24 protein-coding genes and 1 pseudogene are annotated in these 23,741 nt (G+C 42.8%); 11 read left to right on the top strand and 14 right to left on the bottom strand.

Annotated elements, in window-relative coordinates:
• The first annotated feature begins 121 nt into the window (after nucleotides 1-121).
• Nucleotides 122-1,594 (top strand): glycogen synthase GlgA, encoded by a 1,473-nt coding sequence (glgA, locus tag GX654_09725; protein ID NLD37134.1) that lies wholly within the window; start codon nucleotides 122-124, stop codon nucleotides 1,592-1,594.
• Nucleotides 1,595-1,596: 2 nt separating this feature from the next.
• Here glgA and dinB read toward each other — a convergent pair whose 3' ends face one another.
• A complete protein-coding gene (dinB, locus tag GX654_09720) occupies nucleotides 1,597-2,781 on the bottom strand; it encodes a DNA polymerase IV (GenBank protein NLD37133.1) in 1,185 nt (394 codons plus the stop codon).
• Nucleotides 2,782-3,036: 255 nt separating this feature from the next.
• On the opposite strand from dinB, the gene GX654_09715 reads away from it, so the two are divergent.
• Entirely contained in the window at nucleotides 3,037-3,483 is a 447-nt protein-coding gene (locus GX654_09715) for a hypothetical protein (GenBank protein ID NLD37132.1), read from the top strand.
• Between the two features lie 122 nt (nucleotides 3,484-3,605).
• On the opposite strand, the gene GX654_09710 is transcribed toward GX654_09715, so the two are convergent.
• The 5 genes and pseudogenes from GX654_09710 to GX654_09690 all read right to left on the bottom strand — a co-directional run bounded on the left by GX654_09710 (nucleotide 3,606) and on the right by GX654_09690 (nucleotide 5,688).
• Complete coding sequence (locus GX654_09710) at nucleotides 3,606-4,076, bottom strand: hypothetical protein (protein ID NLD37131.1); 471 nt, start codon at nucleotides 4,074-4,076, stop codon at nucleotides 3,606-3,608.
• 12 nt (nucleotides 4,077-4,088) lie between these two features.
• A complete protein-coding gene (locus GX654_09705; protein NLD37130.1) occupies nucleotides 4,089-4,277 on the bottom strand; it encodes a Fic family protein in 189 nt (62 codons plus the stop codon).
• A gap of 68 nt (nucleotides 4,278-4,345) precedes the next feature.
• Nucleotides 4,346-4,576: pseudogene (locus tag GX654_09700) on the bottom strand (SAM-dependent DNA methyltransferase).
• Nucleotides 4,577-4,754: 178 nt separating this feature from the next.
• On the bottom strand, nucleotides 4,755-5,414 hold the full coding sequence (locus GX654_09695) for an HAD family hydrolase (GenBank protein NLD37129.1): 660 nt from the start codon (nucleotides 5,412-5,414) through the stop codon (nucleotides 4,755-4,757).
• 118 nt (nucleotides 5,415-5,532) lie between these two features.
• Nucleotides 5,533-5,688, bottom strand: a complete 156-nt coding sequence (locus GX654_09690; protein NLD37128.1) for a hypothetical protein — start codon at nucleotides 5,686-5,688, stop codon at nucleotides 5,533-5,535.
• 87 nt (nucleotides 5,689-5,775) lie between these two features.
• On the opposite strand from GX654_09690, the gene GX654_09685 reads away from it, so the two are divergent.
• Nucleotides 5,776-6,645: a B12-binding domain-containing radical SAM protein gene (locus tag GX654_09685; protein NLD37127.1), complete on the top strand. Its 870-nt coding sequence runs from the start codon at nucleotides 5,776-5,778 to the stop codon at nucleotides 6,643-6,645.
• Here GX654_09685 and corA read toward each other — a convergent pair whose 3' ends face one another.
• From corA to GX654_09650, 7 genes are all read right to left on the bottom strand, one after another.
• Nucleotides 6,646-7,713, bottom strand: coding sequence for a magnesium/cobalt transporter CorA (gene corA, locus GX654_09680; protein ID NLD37126.1), 1,068 nt, complete (start codon nucleotides 7,711-7,713; stop codon nucleotides 6,646-6,648).
• Nucleotides 7,714-7,715: 2 nt separating this feature from the next.
• Nucleotides 7,716-8,831, bottom strand: coding sequence for a mechanosensitive ion channel family protein (locus GX654_09675; GenBank protein ID NLD37125.1), 1,116 nt, complete (start codon nucleotides 8,829-8,831; stop codon nucleotides 7,716-7,718).
• A gap of 33 nt (nucleotides 8,832-8,864) precedes the next feature.
• Nucleotides 8,865-9,893, bottom strand: coding sequence for a DUF481 domain-containing protein (locus GX654_09670; GenBank protein NLD37124.1), 1,029 nt, complete (start codon nucleotides 9,891-9,893; stop codon nucleotides 8,865-8,867).
• A 142-nt stretch (nucleotides 9,894-10,035) separates the two neighbouring features.
• Entirely contained in the window at nucleotides 10,036-10,995 is a 960-nt protein-coding gene (locus GX654_09665) for a calcium/sodium antiporter (GenBank protein ID NLD37123.1), read from the bottom strand.
• Nucleotides 10,996-11,056: 61 nt separating this feature from the next.
• The gene (locus GX654_09660) at nucleotides 11,057-11,335 is read right to left on the bottom strand and encodes a glycoside hydrolase (GenBank protein NLD37122.1); all 279 of its coding nucleotides are present in this window, start codon (nucleotides 11,333-11,335) and stop codon (nucleotides 11,057-11,059) included.
• An 87-nt stretch (nucleotides 11,336-11,422) separates the two neighbouring features.
• Entirely contained in the window at nucleotides 11,423-12,349 is a 927-nt protein-coding gene (gene pfkB / locus GX654_09655; protein NLD37121.1) for a 1-phosphofructokinase, read from the bottom strand.
• Complete coding sequence (locus GX654_09650) at nucleotides 12,349-13,269, bottom strand: TIGR00730 family Rossman fold protein (protein NLD37120.1); 921 nt, start codon at nucleotides 13,267-13,269, stop codon at nucleotides 12,349-12,351. Before GX654_09650 ends, pfkB begins: the two co-directional genes overlap by 1 nt.
• A gap of 404 nt (nucleotides 13,270-13,673) precedes the next feature.
• Between GX654_09650 and GX654_09645 the strand changes: the two genes are divergently transcribed.
• Nucleotides 13,674-14,624 carry a hypothetical protein gene (locus GX654_09645; protein NLD37119.1) on the top strand — a complete coding sequence of 317 codons (951 nt, stop codon included), beginning with the start codon at nucleotides 13,674-13,676 and terminating at the stop codon, nucleotides 14,622-14,624.
• Nucleotides 14,625-14,637: 13 nt separating this feature from the next.
• Here GX654_09645 and GX654_09640 read toward each other — a convergent pair whose 3' ends face one another.
• Nucleotides 14,638-15,117: a winged helix-turn-helix transcriptional regulator gene (locus tag GX654_09640; GenBank protein ID NLD37118.1), complete on the bottom strand. Its 480-nt coding sequence runs from the start codon at nucleotides 15,115-15,117 to the stop codon at nucleotides 14,638-14,640.
• A gap of 219 nt (nucleotides 15,118-15,336) precedes the next feature.
• On the opposite strand from GX654_09640, the gene GX654_09635 reads away from it, so the two are divergent.
• The 7 genes from GX654_09635 (at nucleotide 15,337) to GX654_09605 (ending at nucleotide 23,175) form a co-directional block, all read left to right on the top strand.
• Nucleotides 15,337-16,998 (top strand): tannase/feruloyl esterase family alpha/beta hydrolase, encoded by a 1,662-nt coding sequence (locus GX654_09635; GenBank protein NLD37117.1) that lies wholly within the window; start codon nucleotides 15,337-15,339, stop codon nucleotides 16,996-16,998.
• 21 nt (nucleotides 16,999-17,019) lie between these two features.
• Nucleotides 17,020-18,021 (top strand): hypothetical protein, encoded by a 1,002-nt coding sequence (locus GX654_09630; protein NLD37116.1) that lies wholly within the window; start codon nucleotides 17,020-17,022, stop codon nucleotides 18,019-18,021.
• Nucleotides 18,022-18,033: 12 nt separating this feature from the next.
• A complete protein-coding gene (locus GX654_09625; GenBank protein ID NLD37115.1) occupies nucleotides 18,034-19,023 on the top strand; it encodes a hypothetical protein in 990 nt (329 codons plus the stop codon).
• A gap of 103 nt (nucleotides 19,024-19,126) precedes the next feature.
• The gene (locus tag GX654_09620) at nucleotides 19,127-19,663 is read left to right on the top strand and encodes a nuclear transport factor 2 family protein (protein ID NLD37114.1); all 537 of its coding nucleotides are present in this window, start codon (nucleotides 19,127-19,129) and stop codon (nucleotides 19,661-19,663) included.
• A gap of 22 nt (nucleotides 19,664-19,685) precedes the next feature.
• Nucleotides 19,686-21,437, top strand: coding sequence for a hypothetical protein (locus GX654_09615; GenBank protein ID NLD37113.1), 1,752 nt, complete (start codon nucleotides 19,686-19,688; stop codon nucleotides 21,435-21,437).
• Between the two features lie 184 nt (nucleotides 21,438-21,621).
• Entirely contained in the window at nucleotides 21,622-22,476 is an 855-nt protein-coding gene (locus GX654_09610; GenBank protein NLD37112.1) for a hypothetical protein, read from the top strand.
• A gap of 129 nt (nucleotides 22,477-22,605) precedes the next feature.
• Nucleotides 22,606-23,175, top strand: coding sequence for a hypothetical protein (locus GX654_09605; GenBank protein ID NLD37111.1), 570 nt, complete (start codon nucleotides 22,606-22,608; stop codon nucleotides 23,173-23,175).
• Nucleotides 23,176-23,741 lie beyond the last annotated feature (566 nt).

The following is a 23,741-nucleotide window of genomic DNA, read 5'->3' as shown; positions in this document are numbered from 1 at the left end:
CCTTTGAAATCCTGTTATATAAGGTTTAAAAAGAGAATATGCAGCTATGAAAAGTAAGGATCGGCCTTTTAAAATATCATTTTCATCATTCGGCTGTTTTTTTTAATATGATAGAGGACAAATGGAATCTACTCTTAAAATACTCTTTGTTTCATCCGAGGCAGTCCCCTATGCAAAAAGCGGAGGTCTTGCAGATGTTGCAGGCTCTCTGCCCCAGGCGCTTACGGAGGCAGGCATGGATGTAAGGATTATTATGCCCCTCTACCCTTCTATCAGAAAGGTAATGCTTGACAAAACACCTGTAATTGAAAAATTAGCCATTCCATTAGGGGATACAGAGCTTCCAGCCAGCATATATATGACCAGATCCACTAAACGGGTCCCCGCCCTTTTTGTACACAGGGAAGACCTTTTCTTTAGACCAGGTCTTTATGGCAACAGCGCGGGTGACTATTATGACAATCTTGAGCGTTTCACCTTTTTCTGCCACGCTGTATTAAGAATAGCAAATGAACTTGACTTCAGGCCTGACATAATTCACTGTCATGACTGGCAGACAGGCCTTATACCGGCCCTATTAAGGGGGCCATATAATGAGCAATTTTTTAAGGGGACATCCACGCTCTTCACCATACACAACATGGGTTACCAGGGGGTCTTTCCGGGCCATAAACTTAATGTGACAGGGCTTAAGGGAGTAGATTTTTACCATCAGGAAGGGGTTGAATACTGGGGGAACATAAGCCTTCTGAAATCAGGTATAGTTTATGCGGATGCTGTAAATACCGTAAGTCCCACATATGCTGAAGAGATATGCATGAGGGAGTTCGGCCTGGGTATGGAGGGGATTCTTAACAATAGAAAGGATTCACTTTCAGGGATACTAAACGGTGTGGATTACGAGATATGGAACCCTGAAAAGGATACCCATATCCATAAAAACTATTCCCTGAAAAATTTAATAGGTAAGAACCTCTGCAAAAAGGAGCTTATAAAAGAGATGGGTCTTGATCCATCTCTTTTTGAAAAACCCATTGTCGGCATGGTGTCGCGCCTTGATAAACAGAAGGGGCTGGACCTGCTCCTTGAGATAATGGATAAACTAATGGCCCTTGATGCAGGCCTGGTGCTGCTTGGATCAGGAGACCCGCGTATTGAAACTGCCCTTGCTGAAGCTAAAAAAGGTCATCCCGGGAAAATAGGTATAGGCACAGGGTTCAATGACCCGCTTGCACACCGGATAATAGCGGGGAGCGACATCTTTCTTATACCATCAAGGTACGAACCCTGCGGCCTTACACAGATGTATGCCCTTAAATATGGCACTGTACCGGTTGTGAGGGCAACCGGGGGGCTGAATGATACTGTGTTTTCCTATGAAAAAGGCATTGGAAACGGCTTCAAATTTAAAGGCACAAACCCGGAGGAACTCCTTTCATGTATCAAACAGGCAATAGAGCTCTATAAAAACAAGACCGAATGGAAAAGGATTATTGCAAACGGTATGAAGGAAGATTTTTCATGGAAAAAATCAGGGAATAAATATATTGAGCTTTATAGAAAACTCAAAGAAAAGAAGGTGAGACCTGCATAAAATCAGTCTGAAAGGAGCCTCCCCGGTATAATACCCTTTTTCCCAAACCTTTTATTTACCGAGTCAATTGCCCGGTTGAGGTTTGTGGCCTTTTCCTTTTTTTCATCATGAGAAAACAATAGCATCTGCCCTCCGGTATCCCCGGACTTTAATCCGGATACGGAGACACCCAGTAGTCTTACCGGCCTTGTGCCGACCTCTGTTTTCTTAAGAAGTTCACGTACAGTAACATACAGGATCATACCGTCCTCTGTATAATCATCCAGGGTAAGGGCCCTTGTTACAAGAGTGAAATCACTGTATTTCACCTTTAGGTTAATTACCTTTGCCTTAAGGCCCGTATGCCTCATCCTTTCGGCTGTCTTCATGGAGAGTGCAAGCAGATATCTTTCAGCAGTCTCAATATCGTTTATATCATCAATAAAGGTCTCTTCGTGACCGATTGATTTTGTATCATGCCCTGTCTCTACCTCCCTGTCATCAATGCCTGATGCCATTAACTGCATCCTTACGCCGTTTTTACCGAAAATCCTTTCAAGGGTCTTAGCCGGAAAGAGCCTCAGATCTTTGAATGTCTTTATGTTATACCTCTCAAGCTTATCCTGAGTTACCTTTCCTGCGCCCCACATCCTTGATACAGGAAGTGGATCAAGAAAGGCGGTCAACCCTTCAGCAGTAACAACAGTGAGGCCATCTGGTTTATTTATGTCCGAGGCGATTTTTGCGACAAACTTTGATGGGGCCACACCCGCAGAGACAGTAAGGCATATTTCATCAAACACGGTCTTCTTTATACGTTTTGCAACAGCTACAGGCTCGCCCAGAAGTCTTTCAGTGCCAGTTATATCAAGAAATGCCTCATCAATGGAAAGGGGTTCGACAAGGGGCGTAAAACGGTGAAATATGGCAAATATCCTGCCAGAGAGCTCTTTATATCGGGCCATCCTTACCGGTAAAAAAATACCATGAGGGCAGAGCTTTATGGCCTGGGCTATTGGCTGTGCAGAATGGACCCCGAATTTTCTTGCCTCGTATGAGGCAGAAGAAACAACCCCCCTCTTGCTGTTTCCACCCACGATAACAGGCTTTCCTTTAAGGGCAGGGTTATCCAGTATCTCCACTGAGGGGTAGAATGCATCCATATCAAGATGGATTATTGTTTTTGATTTTCTCTGCTCTTTTTCCATATTTCCTGTTAAGGGGGATCTTTTCTCTCATCCTGTATTCTGAAACCGTTTACATTGTATTCAAAAATTATTTAAAGACCATATAACTGCATACATATTACTCATAAGACAACCAGGGCAAAAGTATCGATACCAGTTTTAAAAATGCATTTTAGCAAATCATATCAAGCTGTTAAGATGTTGATAATATTAATGGCATACCCCTTGCTTAATATAAAGTCAACCGACAACAAACAATTTAATGGAGGTATTAAAATGAATACAATAAAAAAAATTACAGGAATCACATTGATCATTATCGCCATGACCATCCCCGCATTTGCATGGGGGCCAGGGTTTGGCATGGGTTATGGATCAGGCCCATGTTTTAACTGTGACAACTGCTGCGGCCGTCTCACAGCAGAGGAGCTGGATAAACTTGATGATCTTTACACCACCTTTGAAGAGAAGACAAAGGATGCAAGAAATGAGATCATAAAGAAACAGATTGATCTTAACGCTGTTATAGAAGGTAAAGAACCTGACCTGAAAAAGGCAAAGGCCATCCAGAAGGAGATAAATGATCTACAGGCAACTATAAGTGATGCGCATCTGGAATTTATAATTGAGGCAAAAAAGATAAACCCTGATATGGGGTTTGGCAGGGGTGCAGGGATGGATAGGGGCATGAGGACAGGCAGAGGAATGGGTAGAGGCAGGTAGAATTATTAACAATCATCAGTTCCAGAATTGCTCTCCGGAACTGCCAGCGGCCGGTACATCTCCCACCACCAGATACCGGCCGCTTTTCATTCAATATTATTTCATTTCTACTTTTATCCAGCTCAACTGATATTTTGAGGTAAGGCCACTATTTCATTCACTCCCTTATTATTATCACGTTTCTGCCACATAGCTTCCCGACCAGTCCCAATCACCTCCAGTCTCCCTTCTTTTCTCAATGCCTCAAGAATTACCCTAATCATCGGGCGACTTACACCGGGACAGGCACGGCTAACCTCTAATATGCTAAATTTATCCGGCAAATGATCAACTGCATCCCTGATCCAGATTGTCTTTGAACCCCGGCTTGACCGAACCAATCCTACCCGGTCTTCAAATTCTTTATATGCTGCTATTAAAATTCCCAGACTATAGCGCCACCATGGAAGTAATTGATGTTGCCCTTTATGCCAGTTTCCAGAGGTGTCTTGCAACACTTCGTAATATGTTTCTTTGCTATCCTCAATAAGTCGTTCCAGACTGATATACCGCCCTACTTCATAACCAGCCTGATGAAGAAGCAAAACAGTCAATAAACGTGATACTCACCCATTTCCATCTGTGAAAGGATGAATGCATAGAAAATCCAGAACAAAGGCATGAATCAAGAGGAGGCGGTCAATGCGACCTTCCTCCCAGAGTCTATTAAAACGGACGCAAAGTTCGTTAACATAATATGGCGTCTCACGCGCTGACACAGGAACAAATCGGGTAACCCACCGGCCATCGGGCAATTGTTACTCAATAGTATTATCTCGTTTTTTCCAGTTACCTGCAGGAAGATCGGTATGACTAAGCATATCTCTATGGATTCCATTGCGCTGATTACCGCCTTTACCCTGTCTTCACTGTCAGGCAGGTTAACGAGATAGTCAAACTATGCTTTTGGCCGGAGGTATATTGCGCTCTTCTGTGAAAAGTGCTCTTTGGTAAGCTCCATAGTCTTTTCGCCACGCCGTGGAAGCGTGGCGGAAATTTCCGGTTTAACCATGAGATACCGGCTGTATGCATGTCTTAAAAAGACCAGGCCCAGCCGATAACCGCTCTTTTTATGGCGGGTTAATATGTGTTATGTTTAATTCATATTTAACTACTTGGATTGCTTATTTTTTTGACTGGTTTGTATTAGCAGAAAAGGAATCAATGGGCAAGAGAAGAAAAGGGGAAAGAAGAAAGCTCAAAGCCCAAAGGTCAAAGATGAAAGCAGGAAATCAGATATCAGGACGCAAAATATCAAGCAAATCCATGGGTTTTTCAAGCAGCATTTTTGCCCCATTATCAAGCAGCTCCTCCCTTGTCCTGAACCCCCATAATACACCAACCGGATACATCCCCGCGGCAACAGCGGTTTTCATGTCTATGCTGGTGTCACCAAGGTATAGGAACTTATCCGGAGAGATGCCAAGTTTATCAGATATCTCTATTGCCCCGTGAGGGTCAGGCTTGGGGTTTTCACCGGGCATATGGCCCAGCACAATATCAAACCTCTCATATGGCAGCATTTCCTTTACACATGTGAGCGTAGAATCATGAGGCTTATTTGATAGCACATTCAGCCTCAAACCCTGGGATGAGAGCGCATCAATCAAATCGATAATGCCATCATATGGCCTTGTACTATTTTTCCAGTTTTTATCATATTCATCACGGTATTCATCCATAAATCTTTTTATGGTTTCATCATTAACCATAGACTCAGGTAGGGCCCGTTTTACCAGGAATTCAACCCCGTCACCGATCATCTGTTTATATGACTCAACCCCATGTACCGGTAACCTGTGTCTAACAAGCACATTGTTCATCGAATTTGCAAGATCAAAAAGGGTATCAAGCAGTGTCCCGTCAAGATCAAAGATAACAGCCTTAAACATAAAAAATCCTCCTGTTGTTTTAAATCAATATTTATGATGAAAGGCAATAAAAATTATTCTCTTTTGCAGGGGCAACCCCCTATGGTTGCCCGCCAAATCGATTTCTTTGCATCACCCATCAAGGGCAGGCACAGGGGCCTGCCCCTACAAAGATAATATGATTTTGATGCACTTTACGCCCTGCGCCCTGCGCCTTGTGCTCTGCGCCTTCTACCCTGCGTCCTGCGCCCTGCACCTTGAGCCCTGAGCCTTGCGCCTTGAGCCCTATATTCATTTGACATGGCCCATCATGATATCTATATTAGTCGCTAAAAATGGCAATAAAAGGAGTTTTTACATGTTTGATTTTTCAGATGAAGGGATGCATTATGAGGGTTACTGCATCAGGCCCCCAAGTGAGGCACACAGTATCCTTTTACAGGTCACATTAGGCTGTTCACATAACAAATGCACCTTCTGCGGGACATTTACAGATAAACCCTTCAGGATAAAGGATGAAGAAACCATCCTCTCTGACATCAAATATGCATCAAGTTATATGCAGCATCAGGACAGGCTATTTCTAATGGATGGTGATGCCCTGATTATTCCACAGAAACGGCTTATGTGGATACTTGATCAAATAAAGGCACACCTTCCCTGGGTGAAAAGGGTCGGGGCCTATGCAAACACAAAGGGTATAAAACTTAAGAGCGTGGCAGAGCTGGCAGAACTAAGAGAAAATGGCCTTGGTATATTGTACCTGGGTGTTGAAACAGGCGATGATGAGGTGCGTAAAAAGATCATCAAGGGCTCTACATCAAAAGAGTGCATAGAGATGGGCAGAAAGGTAAAAGAGGCCGGGATAAAGCTCTCTGTTACTGTGCTTCTTGGAATAGCCGGAAAAGAAAAATCCCTTGAACATGCAAAATTAACAGGCGAGCTATTAAGTGAAATGGACCCGGACTATATTGGGGCATTAACAGTAATGTTTGTCCCGGGAACACCTCTTTATGATGAACATGAAAAGGGTGAGTTTGTACTCCCTGATGAACTGGGTCTCCTTAGAGAATTAAGGGAGATGATACTCCATACCAACATCACAAGGGGGCTTTTCTTTTCAAACCATGCATCCAATTACCTCCCTGTAAGGGCAAGGTTACCCAGGGGTAAACAGGAGGCAATAGAGCAGATAGATATTGCACTCACCGGGGGAGTGAGGTTAAAACCTGAATGGATGAGGGGTTTGTGATTAAATTACCTTCTTCTTTTTAAACCAGAGGAACATCAGTATACCTGCAACAGCCATCAATATCAGGATAGCAGGGTATCCCCATCGCCAGTGCAGCTCCGGCATATAATCAAAATTCATGCCGTAGATGCCTGCAATAAATGTAAGCGGAATAAATATCGTGGCTATCACTGTAAGCATCTTCATGACCTCGTTCATCCGGTTGCTTACTGATGAAAGGAAGAGGTCCATCATTCCTGATACAATATCCCTGCAGGTTTCAATAGTATCAATTACCTTAATTGTATGGTCATAGATATCCCTGAAATAGATCTTTGTTGTTTCATTAATGAGGTATGATTCGCCTTTTTCAAGTCTTCCTGTAATATCTCTTAAAGGCCATACAGTCCTTCTTAAAAAAATAAGCTCACGTTTCATGTTATGGATTTCCTGGAGCATTTCATGTTCAGGGTAACTTAACAGATCCTCCTCAATCTCCTCTAACTTTTCTCCGATCTTTTCAAGAACCGAATAATAGCTGTCAACAAGTGAATCCAATAGTGTGTACATCAGATAATCGGGGCCCATTTTCCGGATACGCCCCCTGTCTTTTCTGATTCTTTCCCTGACAGGATGAAAAACATCACCAATATCTTCCTGAAATGAAAGCACAAAATTGTGCCAGAGAATAAGACTGATCTGCTCAAATCTGATTTTGTCATCATCAGGTTCAAGGTAAAACATCTTTGCAACTATAAACAGGTAATCCTCCAGATCATCAAGTTTTGGTCTCTGTTCAGTATTGAGGATATCTTCAAGAACCAGGGGATGTATGTTAAATTGCTGCCCAATCCTGTTTATTATCTCAGTATCATGCAGGCCATCTATATTTAACCATGTTATGCCTGGTTTATCTCTGTACTGAATGCATTCATCTATGGATTCAAGCTCCTTTTCTTCCACCCCCTCTTCATCATATGAAATAAGGCTGATCCTGACAGAATCAAGCCTTTTCTCCCCTACATGAATCAGTGTGCCGGGCGGAAGGCCTGCCTTTTCAGAAACCCTTCTTTTAAGAAACGGCACCATCTTCAGCCCCCCTTTTGTTCATTATTGTTGACACCTATAGTTAAAGGCCTTGCCTTATCCCCTGCGAGGTAAACCGTCTGGGTCGGGAAGGCAAAATCTATACCCTCTTCATTAAAACGTCTGAACAACTCCTTATTAAACCTTTCACTAAAGTCCATATAGGCCCAGTAGTCTGGTGGATGGTACCAGTATATAACCAGTATATTTAATGAATCTGCATTGAATTCACTGAAGGATACCCTTGGGGGAAATGCCTCATCCATACCTTCATGGTTTGCAAGCAGCCCTTTTATTATTTCCAGGGCACTCTCTATCTTTTCAGGGGGAGTATCATATGTGATTGTAATATTTGCTGTTCTTTTTATATATGGCCGCTTACCTATATTCCTTATCATTTTATTGGCAAGTTCACCATTAGGGATAGTAATAAGGTGACCGTCAAGGTTTCTTATTTTTGTGGACCTAAACCCTATGGTCTCAACAACTCCATCATGCCCGTCAACAACCACACGGTTACCGATCTCAAAGGGTTTGTCAACAAACAGAACTATTGACCCGAAAAAATTTTTAATCGAATCCTGCGCAGCAAGTGCAACAGCCAGACCTCCAATACCAAGACCTGCAACAATGGAGGTTATTGGTTTATCACTAACGGTCTGTACAATCTGAACCAGTGCAAGGATTACAATTGTCCATCTCAGACTCTTCCTTATTATGGGTGACATCATATCATCAAGGGTACTATCTGTATTCCGGGCAAACTTGCTGAACCATATGGCAGGTATATCAGCAAGCCAGTATAAAAAATTACCTATTGCAACAGTAAGCAAAATACCACTGCTAACCCTTGATATGTGCTCAAACTTCGTGTGTAAATCCAGGAATGTCATCCCGATATAGATGCCGAAGGCAGCAAACAGCAGGACAGAACTTCTTGCCAGGGCATCAAGGGTTGTTGATGCAACAATGAGCCCCTGGGAGTCGAATTGTTCACTCGATCTGTTAAAAAGCATTTTTGCAATTTTGCCAATAAGCAGTGAAAACAGGATAACAATAAAAAATACCAGTATCTTCCTGATGCTGTTTCCTGCCAGTTGAAAAGTAAGAATAGTTTCCATAAAAAGCTCCTGAGAGTTTAAGATTTACCGGGCCTAGTTCGCGAAGAAATAGCCAAGTGTAAACATCAATGCCCTGTCAGACTTCTTTCTGCCTGGTGATGGGGTATTGTCCCAGTCAAAATTATATTGGAGGGATGCTTTTAAATTTTTTAATATTGGGATACGTATACCTGTACGGCTCTTTATAAACATATCATCAGCCCTTTCAAAGCTGCCAAAACCTTCATGAAAATGAAAGAACTGAAGGGTCTTGTTTATGATAAACCTGTCATAATTTAAGGCCCATCTTCCTGAAGTATAATCCTCATCAGGCACAGACATATAGTCTTCTGTAACATAGTTTATACCTGCCTCAATATAGAGGTTTTCCTGGGGCGTTTCAAGAAACTGATAACCGGAGCCAAGACCGTATACTGACCGAAGGTTAAGGTCCCTGAACCTGTCCTTTTCAAACTGTCCATTGGCATAGACAAAGAGCCTTTCTGAAAGGAAATAGTCGTACTTGATGTAACCCAGGGCATTGTTTTCAGTCCTTGTACCGCTGTCTTTTGTCCTGTTAAGCTTGCCTCCTGCCGTATACCTGTGGTCTATGGTCCTTGCGGAAAGTTCACCGTCAAAGTACCTTTGATCCTTATTTGTATTCCCCCTGATGTAGGTAAACCCGGCATTTGCCCTGGCCTTTATCTTTATTTTTGGCTCAACAGATGTCCTTATTGCCTTTATATCCTCTATGGATAATGAGGGGATTTCACGCCTGCCCTCAGAGCTGAGCTTTATCCGGCCCTCTCCTGCCTCCTGCAGGTTTCCGGTATATTCAATACCATTTTTCATCATAACCGCTAACTTCTGATCGGTTGTGAAGCTTCCTATTTCAGACCATTTTACAGTGATTTCGCCGGCGTAGGATGTTTTTATTATGACCTGACTATTACTCATACTGATGATGTTTCCAGAAATACGATCACCGTTTTTGATATGGATCTCATCCGCAATTAACGGGCTTACATGTAACAGGCTGATGGTTAAGAGTGTAAAAAAGACAAATACAAAAAGGCTCTTCATGTAAAACTTCCTCCAAAACAATAAGAAATACCCTGATTGGGCTTTAATTAACTGACTTTTATTAATGCTGACAATATCCATACCAAAGGTTTTTTGATAAAAAGTTATACTTTCTGGTTTTTTTAGAGTCAACCGGATTGTATTATCCTGCATATATAAGAAAGGCAATATAGATAATATAAAAAAACAGGAATAAGGCCCCCTGCCACCTGTCAAGGGTGTGTCTTTTGCCTGTAAACATGCAAAAAAAGAGCAGGAGACTGGCAAAGATCACAACCGCAATATCAACATTGCTTGACCCGGTAAAGGGAAGTGGTTTTATAAGGGAACTTATCCCTAGAACAAAAAGAATATTGAAGATATTTGATCCAACAACATTACCTACAGCAATATCCATATTCTTTTTATATGCAGCAGCCACTGATGTTGCAAGTTCAGGAAGGGATGTGCCAAATGCAACGATTGTCAACCCTATAAGGCTCTCGCTCATGCCAAAACCTGCTGCAATATGCACAGCGCCGTCTACTATCCATTTTCCGCCAACAGTAAGGCATATGAATCCAAGGATGATCATAAAACCGGAGCGTAAAAGCGGGTATTCGGTAACAGAGATCTTTCCGCTTACATCATCCATTTTACTCGCAATAGAAAAGGTATAATAGATAAAAATTATGAAGAAAAGGAGGAGCAGCAGGCCATCAGACCGCTCCAGTGCGTTTTGCCCTTTATTGTCAATAAGCTGCGTATTTACCATTACACCAAGGGCAATCACAGAAAGCAGGCTGAATGGGATCTCCTTCCATACAGTACCCCTGGTAACCCTGATCGGATAAAGCAGGGATGATGCACCGAGTATAAGCATAATATTTGCTATGTTGCTGCCAATAACATTACCGATAGCAATCCCGGTATTTCCATTGAGGCTGGCAATGATATTTACAAACAGTTCAGGAGCTGAGGTTCCAAAGGCAACAACAGTGAGCCCAATCACCAGATCAGAGATATTAAAGCGCCTGGCAAGGGATGATGAACCGTCAACCAGGATATCCGCACCCTTGATTAAAATTACAAACCCTGCAACAAAAAGAAAATAAACCAGCATCAGTTAAACCCACCGCTATTATCAGGAATATCCCGCTTTCAATGACTTCTTATAAATAGCGTTATTTTACATCTATAACGCTGTTCAATGTGCCATGCTCGTTATATGCCACATTCTGATTATTAGGATCATGTCGCCATTCCCCGCCCACAAGGTATTTATACTCATATGTACCAGGCGGTATGATCACTGTCTTTGTCCATAAACCATCACCGTTTGATTTCATGTGATGTTTACCTGTACTCCAGTTATTGAATGATCCCGCAAGGCATACATCCTTTGCCCCAGGGGCGGAAATGGAAAATGTAACCCTTCTTTTTTGTCCTCTCTTTGCAGGCATTTTGTTCTCCTGTCTCCAAGTAAAACCTGGTTAGCTGATAATCAGAGGAAAGAGATCCCCTGACAGGATGAACCATTATATATAATGCTACAGGATAGTCAATTCAACCTTCGGAACTATTTTTTCAACATCCTCACGATGACACAGTTCTGTGCCTGGAGTCATGGCGGTGGCAGTGCCAGATGCGCATGCAAGCCTGACACACTCAGGCAGGTTTTTTCCCAGTGAATGGGCAAGTATAAAGCCTGCAACAGCAGAGTCTCCTGCGCCAACAGTGCTTTCAGCATCCACAGGCGGGGCAACTGCCTTAATAATCATTTCATCACCTGAAAAGAGAAGCCCTTTCCTGCCCCTTGAGGCAAGGATATACTTTAATCCCTTTGAATGGAGCGACCTGCATGCGTCGATTATCTCATCTTCGGTTTCAAGCTGCCTGCCAGTAAGCCTTGAGAGTTCATGGATATTGGGCTTTATACCGGTCGGAAGAAAACCTATTGATTGCTCAAGCGCCCTGTTATCCGCATCCAGAAATATAAATGAGCCTTTATTTCTTCCTGCAAGTATCAGTTGCCCGTAAATATCAGGAGAGACACCAGGTGGCAGGCTGCCGCTTAAGATAAGGTAACTCATGTCTGTTATTGAAAGGATATGGTTATAGAACTGGCCTATCTCGACAGGACTCACATCAGGCCCCTTTGCGCTGATTACATACTGCTTTCCGGTGGCTTTTTCCTTTAAAATAATATTGGTCCTTGTCTCACAGGATATCTTGGTAAGCTGGGTCATGACACCCGCATTAATGAGAAGGCCCTCAAGATAAAGCCCGTCGTACCCTCCTATCATCCCCAGAGCAACACTCTGCCCGCCCAATTCCTTAATTACCCTTGAGACATCAATGCCCTTTCCTGCAGCATAGTGTTTTTCTGATATGACCCTTATGGTATCGTCATCCATGAGCCTTTCCACATTGACAGCCCTGTCAAGGGCAGGATTGAGTGTTACTGTATATATCATTACTGTTCTCCTTCTGAATTTGCGCCGTTCTTCAGATCAGGATCAAGCGCTCTTAATAGCGCCCATGCCTCTTCAGCAGATTCAACATACTTGAAAAGATGAAGGTCTTCAGGTGAGATGGTGCCCTCTTCAACAAACATCTCAAAGTCAATCAGCCTCTTCCAGTAATCCCTTCCAAAGAGGAGGATCGGTATGGGTTTTATCTTTTTTGTCTGAACAAGTGTGAGTGTCTCAAAGAGTTCATCCATTGTGCCAAAACCACCCGGAAAGACGATCAATGCCTTTGCCCTCATAAGAAAGTGCATCTTTCTTATTGCAAAATAGTGGAACTGGAAGCAGAGTTCAGGGGTGATATACTCATTTGGCCGCTGTTCAAATGGGAGAATAATATTGAGCCCGATGCTCTTTGCGCCTGTTTCATATGCGCCCCTGTTGGCCGCCTCCATTATGCCCCTGCCTCCCCCGGTTGTAATAACATAGGTTCGTTTTTCTGCATCCTGGCAGGTGCATGAAATCATCCTGGCGAGCTTTCTGGCCTCCTCATAGTAAAAGCTGTTTTTAACCCTCCTGTGTGCTGCCTTATGTTTTTCAAGCAGCTTTATATCTTCAGGGTTTGATTTCAGCTCCTCTTCTACCTCTTCAAGCGCCTTTGATGCAGATTCATGATCAGGGGTCCTTGCGCTCCCGAACATAACTACAGTTGACTCTACACCCAATTCCTGTTGTATCAACTCAGGCTTTAACAGCTCAAGCTGGAGCCTGACCGGCCTTAATTCATCACGCAGTATGAATTCTTCATCAAGGTATGACAGTTTATATGACGCAGAGCTGGTCTGGGGTGTATCAGCGACATTTCTTGCAGCCTTCACTTCTTCATGTGCATTGGGGTAAGGGCTGACCCTTTTGTTATCCTTAGACATAAATTTCTCCATTCGCATTTCCTTTTTTGTAACAGATAACAGCATATATTTCTAACAAAAATGATTCAAGGTTAAATATTAATTAGTGTCCATTCAGAAAGAAGCAAATTCCGGATGAAGCTTTCAGCAGTCAGCGATCAGCTGTCAGCTAACTCTTTAATTTGAAAGCCTTTTGCTGAAAGCTGAACGCTGATGGCTGACCGCTTGAATCCAAAAACGACAGTTTTTGGATGGACACTAATTAATATCCATGCAAAATTTGCCTTTTCAGGATGCGCACCATGCAAAATTATTTGCCTGCAACAACCTGTTCATGGTAGAAATGACCGCTAAAAAAGATGGCGGAAGATCCTGTTGTGTTTCCGGCATCATATCACAATCTTTAACCTGTTATCGAGTCTTAAATGATGGAACCTCTAAACAGAAAAAGGAAAAGGCCAGTTACATATAAGAAGGGGCATACTTTTTTTTATTTTATTATAATTGCAATCCTTGTAATAGCAGGCTTTACAGGTTACAGGATGGTTGAGTCAAGACATAAAAAGGACCTTGACTCGCTTGAAAAGAAAAATTTGGAGTGGTCCGGAAAAAATGACAAGCTCAGGAACAGGATTAACTCACTTGAAAAAACCATTTCAAGGCTCTCAGGGGAGACAGAAATCCCCCCTGAAGAAGAGATACATGAATCGGTTGAACAGTCCGATTATTTACCAGATGAAGGCTCTGAAGCAACAATCTCTGTTTCAGAGGTGGAGCGTCGTATTGCCGCCTTTTTTGTACACCTTGATAAACAGGAATATATAAAGGAGTACAGGCTTGGCAGGGGCACATATGAGGTATACGAGGAAACAATAGTAAAGATTTCTGAAATGCCTCCCCTGCTTGTTAACGAGACAGAGTCACTAAACAGCATGTTCATGAACATAGCCCATTTTTACAGGCTTCTTGGTGTTGAAGGCATCTCCCTTATCAGGGATGTTCTTTCATATGAAAATAAAGATATGGAATCCACCATGAGAGATTTTTTCCTCTGGTACATGCACAGTAATAATTCAGGGTTAAAAGGGCGTCCTTCTCAACAGGCATTATATGAATATGCAGGCTTTTTCCTTAATACTATCGGCGGTAGAACCTACCTTATGCGAAGGGATTCAAAGATAAGGATACTCACGAGTTACTACAGCCTCCTTATCCTGGACAGGGCAAATGACACAAAACAAAACCCATATGGCATAGATATAAGGCCATATATAAGGCTTGTGCATGGTGATATCTCAGGAAAAACCGGTTTCATGTTTTATCCCGAATATATAAAAAGGCTTGCAAGGCTTAAAGACAAATACAATATCTATTAACCGCGGATTTAATTTATTTTGATATGCCTTTGATCAATGACCCGTAGACAGCATCTACTGCCAGGTCAATCGCCCTGTTTGCCTCAACCCATTTATTGAAATCTGCACGGGGCATATTAGTAGCGATCTTTTTTAATTCCTTGATAAGTTCCGCATCAATTGTCTTCTGAAAACTGTTTACCTGCCTTGTCACAGTAATCAAAACACGCCTCCTGTTATCAGGGTCCTGCTTTCTCTCAAGCACACCCTTTACCACCATCCTTTCAACCAGGGTTGAGGCCGAAGATTTGGAGATCCTCAGGGTCTTTGCCACATCAGACAGGGTGCATGGCTGGATTTTGCCTATCTTGAAAACTGCCTGCATCTGGGTATTTGTAAGCTCACTGAAAGGGTCCTTCATGCTGAGGCGCTTTCCGATGCGCTGGAACCTGGAGAATAATATCCCATCCAGTTTTTCCATTACAGTTATAATATCCTTTATCTCTTTATCCATCCTGATCCTTTTATGATGTGAGGTGCAAGTATTTGAAGAAATTCGACGATAGGCTGATACCCTTTTTGTGTCAAGTTAATAGTTGACTCCCATGAAAAATAATTCCCTTTTTAACAGGTATTTTATATTTGACAGCACCAATAATCTGCATTATCAGTATTGTTCGTAATCGAAACTGTTTCTTCTGCGAATTGACCATTCAAACAGGAGGGTGTTCATATGCATTTCAAATCATTTTTTTTAAATAACAGCTTGATAAAGGCCTTTGCAGTAAAGGCATTCATTTATCTGTTGCCTGCAGCTCTTCTCCCGGTAAGTTCAGTATTAGGGGAGGATATAAATGCAAACACATCACGCTGTGCAACTATATCAGCTCTTGCCACTCCTGATTTCGTTATCGAAAAGGCAGAGATAGTCCCGGCTGGCCCTGCGCCTGCCGCTGATGGAAGCGGTATTGTGGATGATAAGGGTGAACTGCTTCCTGAACACTGTCTTGTTCAGGGGATGATCAACCCCAGGATCGGTCAGGGCGGTCGCAGGTTCGGGATCGGGTTTGATCTCAGAATGCCAGTAAAGTGGAATGGCCGGTTTGTCTTTCATGGAGGCGGAGGGCTTGACGGCAGGCTTGCCCCTGCCCTGGGTGATATCTTTGGCTCGGTAAGGCCCTCTGCCCTGGCACGCGGTTTTGCAGTTGTTTCAACAGACGGCGGCCATCGCAGTGACTGGATGGATGGCTCCTTTGGCCTTGACCAGCAGGCCCGCATAGACTACGCATATAATGCACTGGGAACAGTTACCCCAAAAGCCAAAGAGGTGGTGGAAAAATATTACAATAAGGCGCCCTCATACTCATACCTGCTGGGATGTTCAAACGGCGGACGCCAGGGCCTGATGGCCTCACAGCGTTTCCCCCTCTATTTTGACGGTATTGTGGCAGGTGATCCTTCCATTAGATTTTCCAGGATAGCGGTTGATCAGATGTGGAACCTTCAGGTTGCGGCCCGCATCTCACCAAAGGATGAAAAGGGTCGCCCGATTATATCGCGTGCATTTTCAGATGATGATCTGCGTCTGGTAGCTGACAGTGTGCTTAAACATTGTGATGCCCTGGATGGCCTTGCTGACGGTATAATTAATGACTGGCAGGCCTGTGATTATGACCTCGGTGTCTTGACCTGTAAAGTAGATAAAACAGACAAATGTCTTTCCAGTGCGCAGGTAGAGGCCCTGCGTGATATTTATTCCGGCCCTCGAACAGGCAAAGGGGAACAGCTATATGGTGCTTATAATTATGATACCGGTATTGCCGACCCCATCTGGCGTGCCATGCACTTTGGCTCATCCGGAACAGGAGAATGGGATGCGGCCGATGCAACACTGGGATTAGAGAATATGAAATATTATCAACTGACGCCTCCTGAACCTGACCTTGATCCGCTTGATTTTGATTTTGACAGGGATGTGGCGCGTACACGCCATACAGGGGCAATGAGTGATGCAGATTCAACATTTTTGTCGACCTTTGCGCGTCATGGAAAAATGATCGTCTATAACGGGCTTTCAGATCAGGGTATGGCCTCAAGCGTGCTTGCAAACTGGTATGATGAGGCAATCATGGTTAATGGCGATGCTATCATGGATTCTGTTCGCCTCTTTTTTATACCCGGCATGTGTCACTGTGACGGCGGAAAGGCGACTGACAGGTTTGATATGCTCGATGCAATCATGGCATGGGTGGAAGATGGCCGCGCACCTGATAGAATCATTGCAACAGGCAAGACATTTCCGGGTGTCACAAGACCCCTGTGCCCCTATCCTCTTGTTGCGCGTTACAGGGGAGGAGATACAAACAATGCAGACAGTTTTGTGTGCACAAAATAAACAACTAAAAGGAGGAATAGTATGCGAGTCAGAGTTTTTATTATTATGTTAATTTTATTTTTGGTTCCGGTTGTATACGCACAGGGGGCCGGCAGTTCATGCGACCGTAAATGTCTTGAGGGTTATATAGAGAGGTACATGGATGCAATGAATGACAACAATCCAACCCTCGATCTTTTTTCAAGGGACTGTAAATTTACAGAGAACGGGGTCAGGCTCCCATTAGGTAACGAAGGGCTCTGGGTAACCATGTCAAAAAAGGGTAATTATAAATTCTATGTCCCTGATATAGAGACCCAGCAGGTAGCCTTTCTGGGCACGGCATATGAAGGCGGGGGTAATGCAAATGGAGAAGATCAGCCTGTTGGGCTGGCAATAAGGCTCAAGATAGTCAATAAACTGATAACAGAGGCAGAACAGATTGTTGTTCGCCCTGCCAGTGACACCATGGGTCTTACTGGAAAGGCCACAGTCGGCGAACTGGTAGAAAAGATGGGTGCGCCCCATAAGATATTTACTGACCCTATACCTGTGAAGGAGCGCGCATCCAGGGAAGATCTGATTATAACCGCCAACTATTATTTTTCAGGGCTTCAGAAGAATGATCACGGCAAAGGCTATTATCCCTTTACAGATGACTGCCACCGAATTGAAAACGGCGTGGCTGCCACCAATGTACCTGTGCCTGAGGGCCAGACACGACCTGACCCAAAGACAGCCACCGTGTACTCAACGAACTGGGGTTGCAAAGAGCAGTTTGAGGCAGGGAAAATGGGTTTCATTACACGTGTCAGGGACCGCAGATTTGTAGCAGTGGATCAGGAGAGGGGCATAGCATTTGCCTTTGCCTTTTTTGACCATGACAATATTAACTGGACATGGCAGCTTGCAGAACTGTTCAAGATAGAAAAAGGCAATATCCGAAGGATTGAGGCGATCTTTCACAGGTGCCCCTATGGTATGAATGCAGGTTGGAGTACATATGAACAGGGTATATCTGATAGTATACAGAGTGTGAGATAGGAGGTCATTGAAATGAAAATAGTCAAAATTGGAATATTCGCAGCAATTGTTTTTTTATTTTCCACTACATCCTTTGCCTATACTTCCGGGCATTGCGATCGTGAGTGCCTTGTAAAAATGATGAAGGACTATCTGGCTGCCCTGGTTGCCCATAATCCTTCGGCAGTCCCATTTGACCAGTATGTAAAGTATACCCAGAATACCGCTGAAATACCCGTGGGGTATGGACTGTGGGAAACAGCATCCGGAGGCCCTTCTGAATTCCAGGTATATGCAGCGGACCCGGTAAACCAGCAGGTGGTTGCCCTTGTCATGATGAAGGAAAATAAAAATGAGGATATCCTGCTTGGCGTGCGTCTGGCCATTCGCCGCGGTAAGATCTCAGAGGCTGAACACCATGTGGTAAAAAGCAATGAAATCACCATTAATAATTTGCAAAAACCACGGCCCGGACTTGTGGAAGACATTAAACCTGAAGATAGAACACCACGTAATCTGATGTTCGATATAGGGCTTGCCTATTATGATTCACTTACTGGCGAAGATGGTACCCTTGCCCCATATGCCCTTGAATGTCAGCGCCGCGAAAACGGGGGTATATCCGTAGGTGGCCCAAAAGAGGCGCCAAGGGATTTTGCCCCACCCGAGGGTGTTGACCCCGAGATGATGAAACTGGGCAAGGCCCTTTCACTTGCACCCAATACATGTGAAGGGCAGATCACAGCAGGCGTGTGGGGTTATATAAGTGAAATCAGAAACCGCCGCCTCCTTGTTATTGACGAGCAGAAGGGTCTGGCTGTCGGTTTTTCAAACCTCTACCATGACAGCAAGCTTAAGGAGATGAAGCTAAAGGGAATACCAGGCGTGGATACAGTGCCTGCATTTCAGGGCACATTTAATATGCCTGCTATCCACTTCTTCAAGATCAAAAAAGGAAAGATCTACGATATAGAGGCAACAGGGCTTGTACTGCCATATGGCACAAAGACAGGGTGGGAGTAATTAAAAGCAGGGTTCAAGGGTTCAAGGGGTCCAGGGTTCTAGTGTAAAGAACAAAAAGCCTTCCCTTGAACCCTTCTCATTATTATCAAAGGAGATTAATAAAATGAAAAAATTTAATTTACTGATAATCACAGCTATTGCCCTTTCACTGATGTTCATCATTGCATGCAATCAGAAAGATACTAAAACCGTGAGCTATGCTGAAGACCGTGCACAGATAGAAGACCTTCAGGCGCGTTATCTCTTTGCTTTGGATTTTTTTGACCTTGACACATATGTATCGACCTTCACTGAAGATGGGGAGCTGGATATTGTAGAGTACAAGGTCAAGGGACGTGACGCTATTCGTAAGGCTATTGAAGAGTCCAGGGCTGTTTTCGATCATTCGGCCAGTACTGCTACAGGGCGTCATAACATCACCAATATTGTGATCAAGGTTGAAGGCGAAAAGGCGTATGGAAGGTCTTACTGGTTCCATTACAGCAATGACAACCCTGAAAAGAAGGCCGTATTTGATGGTTATGGCCATTATGAGGATGAAATGGTAAAGGTGAATGGCCAGTGGCTTTTCAGTAAACGAGTCATATATAACGAGGGTGTTGAGAAATGGATGGGGCCGACTAAAAATCCGGCATGGTAGGATATTAATAGGAGCCATGAACATGAACACACCAATGCATCGTTTCAGATATTCCAAACTTACCAGAGAACAGATTGCAAATAAACTTGAACAATCTGTCTCAGGCCCAAAATGTGTATCAGACCTTTCAGATACCCTTGCAGGAAAATCTCTTAAGATAATAACCGACAATGGTCCTGCACTGAGTTATAGCTTTAAAGATAACAGCACACTTATCTTCTCTGAAAATGGCGGGTCATCAATTAGCGCTCATTATGGTTTACTTGATTTGAAGCATATGGTCTTCTTATCTTACATGGTTCCTGACACCTTAAAGGGCTACAATCTCTTTCTTGATCTAAAAACCAATCTGGTCACTCTGTTTGAGGTGTGGTTCTGCGGCGGGAAGGAGAGCCAGGGGCAGGAGCTGGATAACAGGGAGCTCCAGCGTGAGATATACTTCGGTTATATTGATGTGCCCGGGCAGACCCCTCCTGAAAAGCGCCATCACACCACAAACAGGATACAGGGGAAAGGCATGTACTGGAGGCAGGACACAGGTATTGAGACCCTTGATTTTTATCCTTCTGTTGTCTCATCCACCTTTGTGGAATTGACCCGGCACAGTGATAACCTTGGATTCAGCAGCCCTTCGGATTATATACTCGTTGATGACAATATATTTATCTATGATCGTACAGAATGTGAATTTTCAGGGATCATGACCCTCTACATGGTTGATCAGCTTACAGAAGAACAGATCGGCGTGAGGCTCGGGTTTAATGAAAAGGACGAGCTGGAATATTACTTGTTCAGAGGAAAAGGAAAAACAGTTGGGCATCTTTCAAGACTTGAGCCTTTTGATGAAGACGGTAGGGTAATCAAACTGGGTATGGGGCTTGATCAGGAGAAAAAGACAAAAGGTCAGAGATTAGTATATCGCCCGGGAAGAGATATTGTTTCTATAAGCGAGGAAGAGATGCACCTGGCTGCTGAAAAACGGACAGAGTCATTTAAATGGGACCCTGACATGCCAAAGGAAAAGGCAGCCGGATCAATGTCCGAGAATGCCCTGCCTCTTACTGATATACTTGCAGGTAAGAATTTAATCCTGCGATATGATAACAACGGCCCGGTTTGGGAATACAGGGTTACAGACAGGAAGACACTCTCCTGGCGCATACTTAACGAAACAGAGTGGCACACAGAATCATACAGGGCATTTGAGATAGATGAAGGCCTGGTTTTTTTCGCCCACATACAAAGTGGAAGCAGACCAAGGAAAAATGTCAAGATAGCAGTTGACCTGATTAACGGTCTTACAACATGTATTGAATCGAGGATGGGAAACGAATACAGTGCAAATGAAATCTCTTATAAAACCTTTTTTGGTATTGCTGAAATGGAGGGTGTAGAAGCCCCCCGATACAAAAGGCATGATTTTACAGATGAACTTGTCGGTAAAGCGTACAGCAGGACATGGGGCGCCATGACCTCCATGCATCTTTATACAACGCCTCATTCAGCAACCTGGACAATATACACTGATGACCAGACACTTGGCATGCAGTGGAGCGCCCCCTGCATATATGTAAAACTTCGTGAAGGTGTGTATATATTTGATCTGCATGAAGAGGCAGGGACTACATACGAGACCTGCATAGCTATCAATAACAGAACCATGCGTGTGAGCGGATTTGAATATCACGGTGACAGTACCGGGGTGGACCTTTCTGTTATCGGGGCCATAGGCCGCCCCATTGGATGCTATGATGTAAAAGAGTATTTCGGTTAAAATAGAAGAGACATAACATAACCATTCACTAAGCCAACGTGTCAGAAGTCGACTTAGTGGTTTATTCAATTAGCTTAGGTTTGTCTAAAAATGGCAGAGACTATCTTATAAGGCTCTTGACCAATCTTGATTAATATTTGAAATATTTCATCTTAATGAAAATGAATTTCATAGGATAATAAAAATGAAAATAATAGATTCCACCATATTGTTAATCGGCCTTCTTTGTGCCACAAATGCCTATTGTGTTGACAATAAAGATATTCAATGCACATTTCATCGCAATGCTAGACTTAATAAAGCAACAGAGAGCAAATTAGAAGCGTTTATTGATAATCTTGTAGAAAAAACAGCAAATTATTATGAACTCGATCCTTTATATAAATTTACAAATACTGAGTGTTCTGAATACTTCCTTGATCCTTTAGGTAAAAAATATGCAATATTTTCCGATTCCAAATTTGTGGGAATATATACAATAAACGGCTACAGTATTACAGTAAATGTCTCTAACTCTAAATATATTTATGAAATTAATTCAGATTATAAATTCAATTTTGATTCCAATACAATTAATCTGTTCAATATTGATTTCAAAAATATTCCTCAAGCAGCCAAATTAATTAGAAAAGAAAATAAAGATATTTTTAAAAAATATTTATCAGAAGCAAAAGTACATAACAGTAATGATACTATTAAAGAGGTTTATGGAATAGATATTGATAAAAATAGGATAGAAGATATTGTAATCCTCTCAGAATGCATAGAAGAACAGATTTCTGCAGCGGGATTAACAATAATTATGAATTATGTGTCAAACCCAACAATTTTTAAGATTGGGGATAAGTCTTTCCCGTTTGAAGTTAATGGATTCAATAGTGCTTTTGATATATCATTTATTGATTATGACAACAAACAACCAGTTCTCTTATCAATCAATGAAGGTGTATCCGGCTCTGGTTTTGTTGGTACTGTTTTATATTCTTTTGAGAAAGATCAATTTAAACCCCTTTTTTCTGATTTTTCCTATGAAGATTGATTGTTTTATTATTAAAATTATACGATTTAACCTGACAATGGGTTGCAATCCGTCAATAAGGGGTCTCAATAAGGGGTCTCCTAATAGCTTATGCTAATTGTATAAAAGAGCTAAACGGTGACCCCTTTTTTGACCTTGATGCCTTCCTTTGTAAAGGCAGTCTTTCAGAGACCTGAAGAAGTTGTGGAGATAGCTGCCCAAGAAACTGCCCAGAAGACTGCCCAGAAGACTACCCAGAAGACTACCCAGAAAAAGACCCAGAAACGCACCCAGAAACAACAGGCAATTCTTGATTTCCTTAAAGCTCATCCTGAAGCAGGCAGAAAAGATATTGCCGACAACATTGATGGCGTTACTGAGGAGCGGCAGGATTTTCTAATCGTTACATTTAAGGCGGCGATTGCCGAATCTGGCGAAAGTATCATTAAGGCACCAGTCACGGCACCAGTCACGGCACCAGTACTCAGGCTTTTAGAAATTTTATATTCAAAGGGGCCTCTTGGAAACACCGAAATACTTATGGAATTGGGACTTAAAAACAGAAGGCGGATGCGAGAGAACTATATCACTCCTGCCTTACGATTAGAATTGATTGAATATACAATACCGGATAAACCAAACAGCCGACTGCAGAAATACCGGCTAACTGAAAAAGGTAGTTTGTTCCTTAGCAGTATGCAGGGAGACAAAAAGAAATAAACAGGGTGTCTTAATCGGATGAAAGGTTGGATGAAAGGTTGGGAGAAAGGTTGGGAGAAAAATAATATCTGATAATTGATTACTGATCATTGTTTATTGATCCCTGATAACTGATAATTGATCATTGATAATTGATTCCTTTTCTGCTAATACAAACATTCATTAAATAAAATAATTCTAATTAGTTAGCTCTAATCAGAAATAGATATTTACATGATGGAGCGTACAGCGATTTACCTAGTCTTTGTTTTAAAGCCTTAAGCTGATCCGCCTTCGCGCGAGGCTTCCGTCGTCGCATAAAGCTATGATTGGACAAGATGGCGGGACAGGCGGCTGATCGCTGAATGCTGAAAGTCCCATCCAGAATTTGTCTCTTTCTGGATGGACATCAGTTAAACATGAATTAAACGTAACACATAATAATCGGCCACAAAAAGACCGGTTATCGGTTGGACCCGAATATAATATTTCCAAATTTGAATTTGTTACATGGCTGATAATAAAATGAGAAAAGGGTTCTAAATGGCTATGAACAGACAGGAACTTAAACTAATCCTTGAAGAGGG

This window comes from Desulfatiglans sp. (assembly GCA_012513605.1).
Lineage (GTDB): Bacteria > Desulfobacterota > DSM-4660 > Desulfatiglandales > HGW-15 > JAAZBV01.
Note: the sequence above shows the minus strand (reverse complement) of the source record. Positions and strands in the feature narration are given on the sequence as shown.